Raw genomic sequence first — 15,354 nt, 5'->3', positions numbered from 1 at the left:
GCAACAGCCAATAAAAAAGCTCAACATCTGTTGAGCTTTTTTATTGGTTATCCAACACTGCTACACTTTGAATTTAGCCGTGGCATCAAGCAAGTTATCTGACAGATAGTGCAAATTCTTCGCAACATCTCGCACCTCACTCAGAGCCTGCATGGTATCTTCAAATGAGCGATGCATCGACGTTACGTTATCAACAACCATTGCAGCGACCGACGTTTGCTCTTCTGTCGCCGCTGCGATTTGTCCGTTCATCGTATTAATAGACAGTATCTGCTCAGCTATTTGTTCAATCGACAGACCTGTTTGCTCTGCGGCAACAGCATTATCGGTGGCCATATCGCGCGCTGAGGTCATCGCACTTACCGCCTCATTCGCAGCGACAGTAAGCACGTTAATGAGCTCTCTAATCTCATTGGTTGATTTAGCCGTACGTGAGGCCAGCTCCCTGACTTCATCAGCCACAACGGCGAAGCCTCGCCCCTGCTCACCTGCACGTGCAGCTTCAATAGCTGCATTTAAGGCTAAGAGGTTAGTTTGCTCAGCGATAGAGGTGATCACGTTAAGGATTTGCTCAACATTTTGGGTATCTTCGGCAAGTTTATTAATCGTCTCTGCTGCTCGGTTTATTTCTTCACTGAGTGTTTGAGACGCCGTAACCGACGTGCTTATTTGGCTCTTACTTTGCGCCACTTCTTGCTCAGCGAGTTGCGCCGCATCAGACGCTTGTGAGGCTGAATGGGAAATGTCGCTCACACTTTGGCGCATTTCCTCCATTGACTGGCGTACAATGTCTGCATCGTTTGTCTGTTGGTGCGTGGCACTCTCCGCCTTTTCCATCCCTTGCACTAACCTTGTTGAGTTCTCCATCAGAGGCTCAACCACATTCATCACTTCTAAAACGGTAGACTTTAAAAGTGCAATAAAAGCATTAAAGTTGATAGACACTCTACCTATTTCATCATGTGAGCGTACATTCAGCGTAGTCGACAATGACCCTTCACCACGGGCTAACAAGTCTAAGTTTTGTGCAGCATCTTTGGCTGAGTTACTAATTGCTCTGGCAATCCACATTGCTAATAAAATAACAAGAATAAGAGACACAAGTGCAACCACTAACATGGTAGTCATGGCATTACCTGAGCGGCCTTTGGTATCATCTATGAGTTCAACGAATCGTTCGTTCGCTCTGCTTTGAGCAGAGTCGAAATCATTAACCAGCGATTCAAACATGGCGGTTTTTTGCTGTGCTTCTTGCTGAATTTTACTGAAATCCGCTGTGCCATCTATCATGCCCTTAGCAATATTGGCCGCAATTGTTTGATAGCTATTGAGTCTTTTAAGCGCATCACTGGGCATAAATCCAGGCTGCACACTATTGAGTTGCGTCAAAGCTGCTTTGATTTCTTCATGTACTTCAGATGCCTTATCAAGCAAATCACTATCACCGAAAGTAACAGCTTGCGTATATAGCTCATCAATCTTCTTTAAACTGGTGGCGTTGCTGGCGGTAATGGTCAGCAATTTATAGGTAGCAGATTGAAGTTCATCCAGCGCTTTTTGATTAGAGTTCATTGCACTGAAGTTCACCAGTACAATCGCCAAAAATGCAATCACGGCAACCAGCGTTATTGCGTGAATTTTCTTAGCGATGCTTAAATCTGCGAACGAAAAGCCTTGGCTCATACTGTATACCTCAAAACTATAACTTATTTGTTATCGGCCTCTATTCAATAAGTGTTAACCAAATTCAGGAAAAATCTAACTTTTTTGTCAATTTATCGACTTATGCCTGAGTTTTACCCATTTGCACCTATATTGGGTAAAGATGCTGATTTAAAAGGCAAAAATTATACAAAGTGAATATTTGTCTATACTGAGTGTGCACTAAGCACACAACTTAGGATACAGGTATGAAACTAAAACTCTCGGTGCTAGCGCTTGCGCTAACCTTTAATTCATCCGCCTTTGCCGATGTCAACTTCTCTGGATTTGTCAGTATCAATGCAGGGAAAGTGTTAAGTGGCTCAGGCGTTCCACAGTACGGTGTAGAACCCACATTTTTGGCAGATTACCCCATTGTCAGTGCCTATACCGAAGATCTCTCGTTTAAACCTGAGTCATTATTTGGGCTGCAAGTCAGCGCAGATTTAATGGACGGACTCACAGCGACAGGACAAATAGTAGCGCGCGGTGCAAACGACTTTGATGCTGAGTTTGAATGGGCATATTTGTCCTATGAGCTCAACGAAAATTGGACCTTGCAAGGTGGTAAGAAACGCCTTCCCTTGTTCTATTATTCGGACTTCTATGATGTCGGGTATGCCTATGTCTGGATGCGCCCACCGGCTGATAACTACACATGGCAGATCTTTAACTACAACGGTATTAACCTTTTATACAATGGTTATGTAGGCGACTGGTCCATCAGTGGCAACATCTACGGTGGTCGTGAAGATGATGATGACAACAAGCTGTTAGGTGAATTCTTCTTCTTAGAACCAACCCGCGAAATATGGAAAGACATTATTGGTGGCGTGTTCCAAGCCAGTAATGACTGGTTAGAAGTGCGTGTCACACACATGCGTTACACCAATGAACGTTATCGCAGCGGTGATATTGTTGTGTGGGACGATGGCAGCACCGAGCGCGATGGCAAATTCTACGGCCTCGCTCTAAACATGGACTTTGGCAATGCTTTTGTATTGACGGAGCTTAACCGCTTGGATCTGGATGGTAACCTTGATACTTACATGATCAGTGCAGGTTATCGCTTTGACGGTGTAACACCCTACATCAGTTATTCTGATTTTGACCAAGATGGTGAAGGTGATACCGAGCAACATAATACCACCTCTGTTGGCGTAAGATGGGACTTCCACCCATCTGCTGCGTTTAAGATTCAATTCGACAAAGTTGAAGATGACTCTTTTGATTTAGCGGTAGCTGGTGACAGTGAATCTATCACCATTGGTATCGACGCAGTATTCTAATCGGGGGAAAGAGTTATGTTTAAACAATTAATGATATTACTAACGATTATGTTCTCTTACTCGGCATCAGCGGGTATTGCGGTGATCGTTCACCCAAGTAACGCCAGCAGTATAGATGCACAAACGGTAGAGAGAATCTTCATCGGTAAAGAGAAGTCTTTCTCCAATGGTAATAAAGTCATTGCCATTAGTCAGGCTTCAGGTGCAACGGCAGACAACTTTAATCAAAAGGCGCTAAACAAGTCTTCAGGACAACTAAAAGCGTACTGGTCAAAGTTGGTTTTTACTGGCAAAGGGACCCCACCCAAAGAAGTAGACGGTGATGCTGAAGTGATTAAATTAGTGAGCTCAAACCCCGACACCATCGGGTTTGTCGATGAAGCGAACGTAACCGATGCGGTTAAAGTCGTAGTTACTTATTAACCATTCAAAACGCAAAAAAGGAGCTCGAGAGCTCCTTTTTTATTGAAAATGACCAGTTAGTCATCCTCAATATTATCCATCCCTGTCGTACCATCTTTAGCCTTAAGCTCGTGATGGATAGCAGATTTTATCAACATATAACCGGTAATTGGTGCAGTGATCAGCAAGAAAATAGAGATCAAAATTTCTTTAATATTGACTTCCCCACTACTGACACTAAAAAACACATTTGCAGCGATTAACAACGACGCCATTCCCAACGTAGTTGCCTTTGTTGGCCCGTGTAAACGCATGAAGAAATCAGGCATTTTCACAAGACCAATGGAGCCGATTAATATAAATAGCCCGCCCGCTAACAATAAGATTGAAATTATCCATTCACTCATGATGCTTTACCTACTCAATGATATCGCCGCGCAGCAGGTATTTGCATACTGCTACGGTGCTTACAAAGCCAATCATGGCTATTAACAATGCTGCCTCAAAATAGATTTGCGTCTTCAAGCCAATCCCGTACAACACAATCAACGCGATGGAATTAATATACATGGTATCGAGCGCCAAAATCCTATCTGGTACAGATGGCCCTACAACCAAGCGCCATAGGTTTAACACCAAAGAGAGGCCTATCATGGCAAATACAATCAGTAATACATTTTCTAGCATTGAAAAATCTCCTTAAGCGGCGCTTCATAGCGTTGCTTAATGGTCTCAACCAGTGTTTTTTCATTATCTAAATCAAGTACATGAATTAACAGATAACGCTGCTGTGGCTGCTCACCCTCGGCCAATGATTCAGGAATTGGATATACCTCAGCACTAACGGTACCCGGCGTTAAAGACACCGTACTGGCAAGCATGGTAATGGGTAAATCCTGATCCATATCCAGTGGTACCTTGATAAAGCCCGGACGTAAACGCTTAGTAGGCCCTAAAATTTTAAAAGCCACTTCAATATTCGCAGTAAGAATATCCCACAGCACCAATAACAAATATCGCAGCGCTAAGCCGGGTCGCATGATCAGGGGCTGGGGTTTTCTAAATGGTGCCACCACAAGGGGTATCACAATTGCCAAAAAAGCTCCTAAAATAAGATGCCCCGCAGACACGCTGTTGTTCAATAGCAACCAAACAACAAAGAGCAAAATGCTGCGAAATGGTGTGGGGAGCCACTTAAAACGCGCTTCTAATTGCATATTATTGCTCCTTACTCAAAGCGAATACGGTATCAATTGCAACTTGGGTGTTGTGCAAGGTTGCAGCGGCTTGAGTACTTAATTCATTCAAAGGGGATGCAAAAATACTCATCAGCACGGGCACACAGAAAATTAATACGAGTGCAAATGTACGGCGTTTCCCTGCGTACACATTGTCTTCAAATTGCTCGTCGTGATTTGGATGATCGTGCCAAAACAAACTTGTACCTGCGCGTGACAATGCCACCAGTGTGGCTAAGCTTGCCAATAGATAAATAGGCCAAAATACCCATGCCACGCCAACGGTGTAAGATGACTCTAACAACCATAATTTAGCAATAAAGCCCGACAATGGCGGCAGACCCGCCAAAGCAACCGCTGCAATCACAAAGCAAAAGCCGAGTAATTTTGGCTCTGCTACGCTGCGGCTATTTACAAACCTGTCTTGTACTTTACCTCGTTGCAGCGCAATCATATCAGCAACCAAAAACATCGCCGCACACGCCACTGTGGAGTGAATCATATAGTATATAGCGACTGCGGTAGCCTTCTCGTTGTTTAACGCCACCATAGCAACCAAGGTGCCTACAGATACAATCACCAAGTTTGCACTCAATCGACGCAAATCTTCCGACGCTAAAACGCCAACAGCGCCCACAATCAGGGTAACCAATGCCAAGGGCCACAGCCAAGTAGAAGCCATATCTCCTAGCTCTCCGGCTTGCTCACCAAAGATCATAGTAAAGACTCGCATCATGGAGTAAATCCCTACTTTAGTCATGACCGCAAATTGTGCGGCCACCACCGGCATGGCGCGAGAATAGGTAGCAGGAAGCCACAAATGAAGTGGCAGTAAGGCGGCTTTCAACGCGAATACGATAAGTAATAACAATCCACCTATTTTTGCTAGGAAAATATCATCCCCTTGCAACATTGACACTTTAACGGCCATGTCAGCCATATTCAGTGTCCCCAACACACCATATAAAATACCCAATGAAATTAGGAAGATACTGGAGCCAACGAGGTTGAGGATGACATAGTGTAATGCCGCTTTGGTGGTGTGCTTATCCTTTTTGTGCATCATTAGGGCATACGATGCAATCAGCAGCACCTCGAAAAATACGAACAGGTTAAATAAATCCCCTGTCAAAAATGCACCGTTAACACCCATCAATAGGAAGTGTGTCAGCGGGTGATAAAAGCTACCGGCTTTATCATCTGCCCGACTTGCGTAGATAATGGATACGAGTGTTAAGAAGCTCGTTAATATAGTTAGGATAATCGCCAAAGGATCGGCGAATAAAACAATACCAAACGGCGGTTGCCACTCACCCACGGCGTAAACCAAAGGCCCATTCTCTAGCACTTGTTGTAACAACACCGTACAGACAATGGTTGTGAGCAAAGCCATAAACATGGCAACCCAGCGTCTAAGTATTAGGTTCTTGCCGCATGGAGGTAGCAGTAAAATGATGCCTGAGATGAGCGGCAATAATATCGGTAAAGTGATCAAATGATGCATTTACTTTGACCCCTTCTTCGATCGAGGCTGACCATCAACATGATCATTACCCAAGTCTGCACGACCACGAATCGCTAAAATCACCACAAACGCGGTCATGGCAAAACCAATTACAATGGCTGTCAGCACCAAAGCCTGTGGCAATGGGTCTGCATAGCTGGCTGATTGGCCAAGTACAGGGGCTTGGTTCACTTTCAATCGCCCTGATGAGAACAAAAATAAGTTAACGGCATAGGAGAGCATGGTTAAACCAAGCACCACGGGAAAGGTCCGTGCACGTAATATCAGGTAGACACCGCAGGCCACTAACAGACCCACACAACTTGCATATAACAGTTCCATTAGAGATTAACCTTTTCTTTTGGCGCGTTCGCCGTCAGCTTACCCAAACTTGCTAAAATCATCAGCGTTGCACCTACAACGGTTAAGTACACGCCCAAATCAAAAATCATGGCGCTAGCGAGCTCTGTTTTACCAACCAACGGAATATCAAAATAATCAAACCAACTGGTTAAGAAGTTATGGCCAAACGCCCAGCTTCCCACACCACTGAGCGTTGCGATGGCAAGACCTGAAGCAATCACTTTGCGGTAATTGATATCCATGCGCGCCATAATCCAGTTAGAGCCGTTAGCCATGTATTGCAAAATAAACGCAATCGATGTCACGAGTCCGGCTATAAAGCCCCCACCTGGCATGTTGTGACCGCGTAAGAAGATGTATACCGATACCATAATTGCCAGCGGTAATAAGCTTTGTGAGATGCTCGCCAGCAACAAAGGATGGCGCTCACGGGCCCACGGTCGCCCGTCACTATCCGATGCCGGCATAAATAATGGCAACTTAAGCAGTAACTTATAAATACCCAGCGCTGCTATGCCTAATACCGTAATTTCACCCAAGGTATCAAAGCCACGGAAGTCTACGAGGATGACATTAACCACATTGGTACCACCACCGCCAGTCTTGGCGTTGCCAATAAAGAATTGCGAGATACTTTCTAGAGGGCGTGTTAACAACGCATAGCAAATACTGCCAACGATAATACCTATTGCACTACTGATCCCCAAGTCGCGCAGTATACGCAATGAGCTCGATTCTTTCGGTGTGCGCTGCGGTAAGAAAAACAATGCCAACATCAACAGCATTACTGTAACCACTTCTACAGTTAACTGAGTGAGCGCCAAATCTGGTGCCGAAAAGCGGGTGAATACGACAGAGGTCATTAAACCCACTACTGACACCAGGATCAGCGCTATCATACGCGAGCGATGCCACACCAAGGTGGCTAATGTACCCACCATAAGTAATCCAGCACCAATCGCATTGTGTGCATCTATTTCAGTTAAGCCTTTTGAACCTGCCAAGGTGTGCATCTCAAATAAAGGCAATCCTGCAACAACCAAGGTTGATAGCAACAAAATGAATACGTAACGCTGCAAAGAACCATTTTCGATACGTAGGATCTGCTCGCGTGACCAGTCAAACACCTTTTGAATACTCGAATCAAACGCCTTTTTAGCACTGACATTCGGTAAAGACGCTTGAAATTGGAATAAATACTTACGCTGTGAATAGATAAACAAACCTCCTGCCACGGCTACGCCACTCATAAACAGCGGAAGGTTAAAGCCATGCCAAATAGCGAGATGATAATCTGGTGCACTACCATTGAGCACCGAGTCTGCAGCAACAGTTAAAATAGGGTCAACTACAAACCCTGGGAACAACCCTACAAGCACACATAATGCCACCAGTATTTCGATGGGCACGCGCATATAACGCGGGGCTTCGTGGGGTTGTTTTGGTAAATCTTTGGGATCGCCGTTGAAAAACACATCATGAATAAAGCGCGCAGAATAAGCCACCGACAAAGCACCCGCGACGGTCGCCAACACCGGAATTAGCCATGACATCGAGCCTAGCATTTGTTGGTGTAGAGTCTCAGCAAAGAACATTTCTTTGGACAAGAAACCGTTAAGTAAAGGCACACCGGCCATCGACGCGGCGGCAACCATTGCAAGGGTTGCGGTATAAGGCATAAAGCGCCACATACCATTGAGCTTGCGCATATCTCGGGTGCCCGTTTCATGGTCAATAATACCTGTTGCCATGAATAAAGAAGCTTTAAAAATTGCGTGGTTAATAATATGGAAAATGGCTGCAATCGTCGCCAGCTCAGTGTCTAAACCAAGTAATAAGGTGATAAGACCTAAGTGGCTGATAGTTGAGTATGCCAATAAACCTTTTAAGTCGTGTTTAAACAGGGCGATGTAGGCACCCATCAACAAGGTTGTAAGACCCGTGACACCCACGATAATAAACCACAGTTCTGTGCCCGCTAAAGCCGGATAAAAGCGTGCAAGTAAGAAAATGCCGGCCTTTACCATGGTCGCTGAGTGTAAGTAAGCACTGACCGGTGTCGGTGCGGCCATGGCATGAGGCAACCAGAAGTGGAATGGAAATTGCGCTGATTTGGTGAATGCACCCAGTAATACCAGCACCAATACGAGTGGATACCATTTCGAGCCCTTGATCAGATCGCCATGTTGCAAAATGACGTCTAGTTCATAACTGCCCACCAACTGACCAATCAATACCAAGCCCGCGAGTAAGGCCAGACCACCGGCACCGGTGATCGCCAGCGCCATACGTGCGCCTTTACGTGCTTCTGGGTTATACCACCAGTAACTGATCAACAAAAAAGAACTAACGCTGGTTAGCTCCCAGAAAAACCACATTTGAATCACATTGTTGGCTGTAACAATGCCCAACATGGCCGTCATAAATAGCATTAAATAAGCGTACAGCTTAGCCATTGAGTCTTTGGGACTTAAGTAATAGCGGGCATATAAGATGATAAGCAGACCAATACCCAAGATCAGAATACAAAATAACAGTGCCAAACCGTCCAAGCGAAACGACAGGTTAACCCCTAATTCAGGGATCCACGCTAAGCTAGTGTATAAGGTTTCACCGGCTAGGACTTGTGGGGCCAAATTGATCACAATAGCTAAACAAATAATAGGCATGAGGGCGGTCACGGCAGCACTTTGGTTCCGTGTTAAATTGCCTGTAAAACTCGCAAGTAAACTGCCAATAAGGGATAACAAGGGTATCCACAGCAACGTCATAGTGTTTTAACCTTTCTTTTAGTTACCATTGTCCATGGTAAGCTTTTTATTATGACCCAATTTGTTTTTTATTTGGGCACAAGCGGTACTACTTATAAGATTAGTACAGTGGCGATTAAATATTAATAATTAACCAGTTATACTGACCCGTACCTCCTTTGTCCAGACTCTGTAAAGCTGTTCGGCTAAAACTTAAGCGCACGTTAACAGCCTAGTAACCTACCTAACAAAAATCTATTTAATTCACCACATTGCCGCCATTGATGCGTTTTGCTCTACCCCGTCGGTCTTGCGGTAGTTCTGCCAAGCGTTGTCTCCACTTAGTGCATAGAATAAATCGTTAAAATACAATAACTGCTCCGGCTCACCCAATTGAGCCTGCCAAAGGCGTTTATATTGAGGTGATACGGCAACTTCCGAATGCTCCATAACACTGGTGTACGCAGCGGGTTTATAACCCCGACCATTAGCGCAATATGGGCTTTTTACCCACGCTTGCGGAGGGTTATCACCAACATATAAATTGGCAAAGATTCGTCCTTGCTGTTGGCAATAATCTTGTTGCTCTATTGGCGCTTGGTACTCGTCTATAAACCCGGCAAAATGCATCAACTCATGCACAAAAGTGTGGTACTTAGCCTGAGTACTCAGTTGCATCACTCCGGATTGCACATTGGCAAGCCCTGAACGGGTCATCATGACGATAAAATCAAACCCTTTAGGAAATCGTTCGCTCTGCGAAGCAAGTGCACGCCAATCACAACGGCTAAAATTACGTTCATCAATACCACAATTTAGCTCATCAGCAACGTAGTACGGCGTTGATAAACAGATCAGTCCCGATTGCGGTAAAGGATGCTGCTCGTAGCGTTGTTTCAATTCATCAAGCCGATTCATCGCCTTCAAGCTATCACCCAAAAGCAATATATTATAAGGACATACATCCGCTTGAGCTGACTCAAGTGACAGGTTAAAACCAAGCTCTTGGGCATAATCTTGGGCGCGATTATCCACATCGAAACCTTGTACAAAGCGCCAATGCCACCTTGCTCTATCCGTTAACTTGTTATGCTGCTGCAACGCACTGAGCGAGTGCCATTGTTTATGCTCAACCAGTACGTTCGCTAAGCGGCGCCATACATCATCAGTGACAGATTGATTGGCTTGCATTAATGCTCGCTGCCAATAAACACGCGCGCTTTTATACGCAGTGTCATCGATAAGCTGTAATGCCAAATGCAGCTGCGCGCCAGCGACATCATTTGCAGCTAAATGCCGCAAGCTTTGTTCATTGAGCTGCGCAAAAGAAATGTGGTGTGGAGCGCGATAGTACCACGACAACGCTGAGTTTGGTTTGTCCGCGGCATGAAACATGGCCGTTGACGGTGCATAGGTGTCACTGCCAAACAGCCATATAAGAATGACGAGCAACAGGCTAAAGCGCACCCTCGCCCGCCATAATATCGAGTTCAAGTCGTGCATACTTGTATTCAACAAACTCATACACGTTCGTTGACAGAGCCAACTTTAAGTAATCACTCGCAAGTGACATGTGACCCAAGGCTTGATGATGCTTCGCTAAATAAAAGTAGGCTTCGCACAAGCGCTCAGCATACTCTTGATGCGATTCAACTCCTTTTGGAAGGCTCTCCAAAAGCACCTTTTCACTAATATCACCTTTATAAAACGCAACAAGTTGATATGCCCAATTTTGCGGATCAAGTGCTTGCGCCATCGCATCTAAATTCGCTTTAGCCTGCTTTGGATCCTGAGCTTGTTGGGCTAAATACACCCATAAAACCCGATATGGGTCATCTGGAGCAAAGTTTAAAAATGATTGTAAGTCATCTATAGCCAACCCCGGGCGGTCGCCATAGTAAAGGGCAATGCCACGATTAAGGTACGCATATTGATGCTCGCTGTTAAGCTCTAGTACCGAATCAAACATTTCGTACGCCTTGCCATATTGCTGCATCAAAGTGTGATGAATACCAAGGAAGTTATACACCTCAGCAAGGTCCGGCTTGAGGTTCACAGCACGACTAAAATCAATGCGCGCGAGCGTGCTTAGCCCCAAACTATCAAAGAGCTTGCCGCGGTCATAATACAGTAAGGCTTGTTGATCATTTGCTAGTTCAGCTTGCTCAATAAGCTCCGAATAACGGGCTATGGCAACTTCACTACGATAATCACTGGGAAGAGGTGCTGCGAATGGGACTGCAACAACATATTGAGGACTTTCGGGTGTGCTTTGGCATCCCGTTAGCATGGCTGCCACAACGCTCGAAACACAAAGCGATAGAAGTTTTCTCAAAGTCCTGAACCTATATTTCCGTACATGGACTTTCATTAAAACATAAAAAAGGGGCCTAAACAGCCCCTTTTACAATGCTTTTATCGCTTATTCAGCCTCTTTTGACTCATCAGCAGCTGGCGCAGAACTTTCTTGCGCTTCTTTGATGCTCAAACGTACGCGACCTTGGCGGTCTACTTCTAGTACTTTAACTTTTACTTCCTGACCAACACTTAGGTGATCAGCAACGTTATTCACACGCTCATCGCTGATTTGCGAAATGTGAACTAGGCCGTCTTTACCAGGAAGTACGTTTACGAATGCACCGAAGTCTACGATACGTACAACTTTACCTTCGTAGATTGTGCCTACTTCAAGTTCAGCCGTTAGCTGCTCAACGCGAGCGATCGCAGCGCGTGCACTTTCGCCATTTGTTGCAGCAATTTTAACTGTACCGTCATCTTCGATTTCGATTGTTGTACCCGTCTCTTCAGTAAGCGCACGGATTGTTGCACCACCTTTACCGATAACATCAGCAATTTTCTTAGGTGGAATGTTCACAACATAAATGCGAGGAGCATAGTCTGAAAGCTCAGCAGCTGGTGCAGAAATCGCTTCGTCCATCACGCTAAGGATGTGCAAACGTGCAGCTTGTGCTTGGTTAAGCGCAATTTGCATGATTTCTTTGGTGATACCTTCAATCTTGATATCCATTTGCAGTGCAGTAACACCTTGCGCTGTACCCGCTACTTTAAAGTCCATGTCACCAAGGTGATCTTCGTCGCCTAGGATGTCAGAAAGAACGACGAAGTCGTCGCCTTCTTTCACAAGACCCATTGCGATACCCGCTACAGATGCCTTAGTTGGTACACCTGCGTTCATTAGCGCAAGTGACGTACCACATACTGACGCCATTGACGATGAACCGTTAGATTCTGTGATTTCAGATACTACACGGATTGAGTACGGGAATTCTTCAAGTGTTGGAAGAACCGCAGCAATACCGCGCTTAGCAAGGTTACCGTGGCCGATTTCGCGACGCTTAGGTGAACCGATGAAACCTGTTTCGCCCACACAGAACGGAGGGAAGTTATAGTGCAACATGAAACGGCTTGTTGATGTACCAAATAGGTCATCAACCATCTGTGAATCACGCTCTGTACCAAGTGTTGCAGTTACAAGTGCCTGAGTTTCACCACGTGTGAAAATAGCGCTGCCGTGAGTACGTGCAAGTACGCCAGTTTTAACGTCAAGCGCACGAACCATGTCTGGAGAACGACCATCGATACGCTTTTCACCAGCGATGATGCGACCACGTACGATTTTCTTCTCTAGTGAACCGAAAACGCTTGATACTTCTTGCTCGTCTAGGCTTTCATCTTCGCCAAGCTCTGCACTTAGTTTCTCGATAACTTCCGCTTTTACCGCGCTTAGTGCGTCTTTACGCTCTACTTTATCAGTGATGCGGTACGCTTCACCGATTTTCTCTTCGGCAATTGCAGCTACTTTTTCGTTAAGCGTTTCGTCTTTCTCTGGAGCAGTCCAATCCCATGCAGGTTTACCAGCCTCTGCTGCAAACTCTTTTACTGCATTGATGATTGCTTGTGATTGCTCGTGACCGTATACAACCGCACCTAGCATAACGTCTTCAGGTAGCGTTTCTGCTTCTGACTCAACCATAAGTACGGCATTATCAGTACCAGCAACAACTAGGTCTAGCTTGCTTTCTTTAAGCTCAGTCATTGACGGGTTAAGCACGTATTGACCGTCTAGGTAACCTACACGCGACGCACCGATAGGACCATTGAATGGGATACCAGAAAGCGCAAGCGCCGCTGAAGTACCAATTAACGCAACGATATCTGGTTGGATTTCAGGGTTTACTGACACAACAGTTGCGATTACTTGAACTTCATTTACGAAGCCTTTAGGGAAAAGTGGACGAATTGGACGGTCGATTAGACGTGCAATTAGCGTCTCGCCATCATTAGGACGACCTTCACGCTTTAAGAAACCACCTGGGATACGGCCAGCCGCATACATTTTTTCTTGGTAGTTTACTGTTAGTGGGAAGAAGTCTTGACCTGGGTTCGCTTCACGCTTACCTACTACTGTTACTAAAACAGTTGTATCACCGATGCTAGCAAGTACTGCACCGTCTGCTTGACGTGCGATTGCACCTGTTTCTAGAGTTACTGTGTGTTGTCCGTATTGGAATTCTTTAATAATTGGTTGCACTTAAATGTTTCCTTAAGTTGCAGTTAGCCTATTCACAAACAGTGAATGAACTAAGGGTTTTCTTAAGCACCTCACCAATTACAGTAAATAACCACACTCGTGTGAATGCCTTTATTTACTACAATTGGCAATATGGTGCCATCTAGTTTGCTATGTCGCGAAACTTAGACAGCGCTAAGTATACTCGTCATAGGCGCACAAAAAAAGGGGCGATTAGGCCCCTTTTTCAAACTGGTATCAAAGAATTAGCGACGTAGGCCAAGTTCTTGGATTAGCGCAGTGTAACGCTCGATGCTCTTACCTTTAAGGTAGTTAAGAAGGTTACGGCGCTGGCTTACTTTGCGAAGAAGACCACGACGTGAGTGGTTGTCTTGCTTGTGGTTAGCAAAGTGGCCTTGAAGCTTGTTGATATCTGCAGTTAGAAGTGCAACTTGTACTTCAGGTGAACCAGTGTCGCCTTCAGCGCGTGCAAATTTAGCAATGATATCTGCTTTTTCTTGGTTGCTTAGTGACATAATTTACTCCAAAAAATGAGTGTTTACATACGGTAAGAGCCGATCACTAATCCAGCCCCACCAATTGAGCGCGCTATTTTACCAATATAGTAAATAACTACAAGTTATTTGTAATGGCAACAGCGCGTTTTGCTTTTAAATGGCCATGTTGGTTGCGCTCTCCCACACCGAGGAAGCGCTCACCACAGCGCACTGCACATACCTCTTGCGGTACGTCGCCGATAACAACTGTTTGCCCATGAGCGAACGCAATTGCTTGCTCGTCGTTTACTTCAACACTGGGTAAATCTTGCACCGCGGTGTCCATCGGCAGCAGTAATGGGTCAAGTACATCAGCAGGAGCGATGTCTTTGCTTTTGGCATCGTCAAGCAGAGATTGTAACTCTTCTAGGGTAACCATTTTTTCACTTGGATAATGACCAACCTTAGAGCGATGTAACATGATCACATGAGCGCCACAGCCTAATAACTCACCTAGGTCATCGACAATCGTGCGAATGTAGGTGCCTTTTGACACATGCGCTGTCATTTGGATTTCATTTGCTTGCTCATCAAACTCATCCAAAGTCAGACTGTACACCGTTATACGACGACACTTACGCGGTACTTCAATGCCTTCACGCGCATATTTGTATAATGGCTGCCCTTGATATTTAAGTGCAGAATACATCGACGGGTATTGATCGGACTCACCAATAAACCCCGCCACATGCTCTTCGATTTGCGCCTTGGTCACATTGACGTCGCGCGTCTCGACCACCTCACCATCAGCATCTGATGTGGTAGTACGCTCGCCTAGTTTTGCTCTAACAACATAGGTTTTATCCGTATCAAGTAGAAACTGGCTAAACTTAGTCGCTTCACCAAAACATATTGGCAGCATGCCTGTTGCAAGCGGGTCTAGCGCACCAGTATGCCCGGCTTTTTGCGCAAAATAGATCCCTTTAGCTTGTTGCAGTGCACGGTTACTAGAAATACCTTGCGGCTTATGTAGCAGAAGTACGCCATCAACTGGACGGCCTTTGGTACGTCTGGCCATG

Annotated in this window: 14 protein-coding genes; 2 read left to right on the top strand and 12 right to left on the bottom strand. The window is 45.3% G+C overall.

What is annotated here, in order from left to right; translation table 11 throughout:
- Positions 1-60: 60 nt before the first annotated feature.
- Complete coding sequence (locus AAEU32_RS03590) at positions 61-1,683, bottom strand: methyl-accepting chemotaxis protein (protein ID WP_421969162.1); 1,623 nt, start codon at positions 1,681-1,683, stop codon at positions 61-63.
- Between the two features lie 227 nt (positions 1,684-1,910).
- Here AAEU32_RS03590 and AAEU32_RS03585 point away from each other — a divergent pair, with 227 nt between their 5' ends.
- The gene (locus AAEU32_RS03585; RefSeq protein ID WP_421969161.1) at positions 1,911-2,990 is read left to right on the top strand and encodes a porin; all 1,080 of its coding nucleotides are present in this window, start codon (positions 1,911-1,913) and stop codon (positions 2,988-2,990) included.
- Between the two features lie 15 nt (positions 2,991-3,005).
- A complete protein-coding gene (locus tag AAEU32_RS03580; RefSeq protein WP_421969160.1) occupies positions 3,006-3,413 on the top strand; it encodes a phosphate ABC transporter substrate-binding protein in 408 nt (135 codons plus the stop codon).
- A 56-nt stretch (positions 3,414-3,469) separates the two neighbouring features.
- On the opposite strand, the gene AAEU32_RS03575 is transcribed toward AAEU32_RS03580, so the two are convergent.
- From AAEU32_RS03575 to truB, 11 genes are all read right to left on the bottom strand, one after another.
- Positions 3,470-3,802 carry a Na+/H+ antiporter subunit G gene (locus AAEU32_RS03575; protein WP_421969408.1) on the bottom strand — a complete coding sequence of 111 codons (333 nt, stop codon included), beginning with the start codon at positions 3,800-3,802 and terminating at the stop codon, positions 3,470-3,472.
- A gap of 7 nt (positions 3,803-3,809) precedes the next feature.
- The gene (locus AAEU32_RS03570; protein ID WP_421969159.1) at positions 3,810-4,079 is read right to left on the bottom strand and encodes a K+/H+ antiporter subunit F; all 270 of its coding nucleotides are present in this window, start codon (positions 4,077-4,079) and stop codon (positions 3,810-3,812) included.
- Positions 4,073-4,609: a Na+/H+ antiporter subunit E gene (locus AAEU32_RS03565; RefSeq protein ID WP_421969158.1), complete on the bottom strand. Its 537-nt coding sequence runs from the start codon at positions 4,607-4,609 to the stop codon at positions 4,073-4,075. The genes AAEU32_RS03570 and AAEU32_RS03565 overlap by 7 nt, the downstream gene beginning before the upstream one ends.
- Position 4,610: 1 nt before the next feature.
- Positions 4,611-6,134, bottom strand: coding sequence for a monovalent cation/H+ antiporter subunit D (locus tag AAEU32_RS03560; protein ID WP_421969157.1), 1,524 nt, complete (start codon positions 6,132-6,134; stop codon positions 4,611-4,613).
- A complete protein-coding gene (locus tag AAEU32_RS03555; protein ID WP_421969156.1) occupies positions 6,135-6,476 on the bottom strand; it encodes a Na+/H+ antiporter subunit C in 342 nt (113 codons plus the stop codon). It lies immediately after the preceding gene.
- Positions 6,476-9,268, bottom strand: coding sequence for a monovalent cation/H+ antiporter subunit A (locus tag AAEU32_RS03550; RefSeq protein ID WP_421969155.1), 2,793 nt, complete (start codon positions 9,266-9,268; stop codon positions 6,476-6,478). The genes AAEU32_RS03555 and AAEU32_RS03550 overlap by 1 nt, the downstream gene beginning before the upstream one ends.
- Before the next feature lie 243 nt (positions 9,269-9,511).
- On the bottom strand, positions 9,512-10,771 hold the full coding sequence (locus AAEU32_RS03545) for a hypothetical protein (protein ID WP_421969154.1): 1,260 nt from the start codon (positions 10,769-10,771) through the stop codon (positions 9,512-9,514).
- Complete coding sequence (gene nlpI / locus AAEU32_RS03540) at positions 10,704-11,537, bottom strand: lipoprotein NlpI (protein WP_421969407.1); 834 nt, start codon at positions 11,535-11,537, stop codon at positions 10,704-10,706. The genes AAEU32_RS03545 and nlpI overlap by 68 nt, the downstream gene beginning before the upstream one ends.
- Before the next feature lie 132 nt (positions 11,538-11,669).
- Entirely contained in the window at positions 11,670-13,799 is a 2,130-nt protein-coding gene (pnp, locus tag AAEU32_RS03535) for a polyribonucleotide nucleotidyltransferase (RefSeq protein WP_421969153.1), read from the bottom strand.
- Positions 13,800-14,044: 245 nt separating this feature from the next.
- On the bottom strand, positions 14,045-14,314 hold the full coding sequence (rpsO, locus tag AAEU32_RS03530; RefSeq protein ID WP_421969152.1) for a 30S ribosomal protein S15: 270 nt from the start codon (positions 14,312-14,314) through the stop codon (positions 14,045-14,047).
- Between the two features lie 97 nt (positions 14,315-14,411).
- On the bottom strand, positions 14,412-15,353 hold the full coding sequence (truB, locus tag AAEU32_RS03525) for a tRNA pseudouridine(55) synthase TruB (protein WP_421969151.1): 942 nt from the start codon (positions 15,351-15,353) through the stop codon (positions 14,412-14,414).
- Position 15,354: the final 1 nt, after the last annotated feature.

The organism is Pseudoalteromonas maris, from assembly GCF_049257235.1.
GTDB lineage: Bacteria > Pseudomonadota > Gammaproteobacteria > Enterobacterales > Alteromonadaceae > Pseudoalteromonas.
This window is presented reverse-complemented; position numbering and strand designations above follow the sequence as displayed.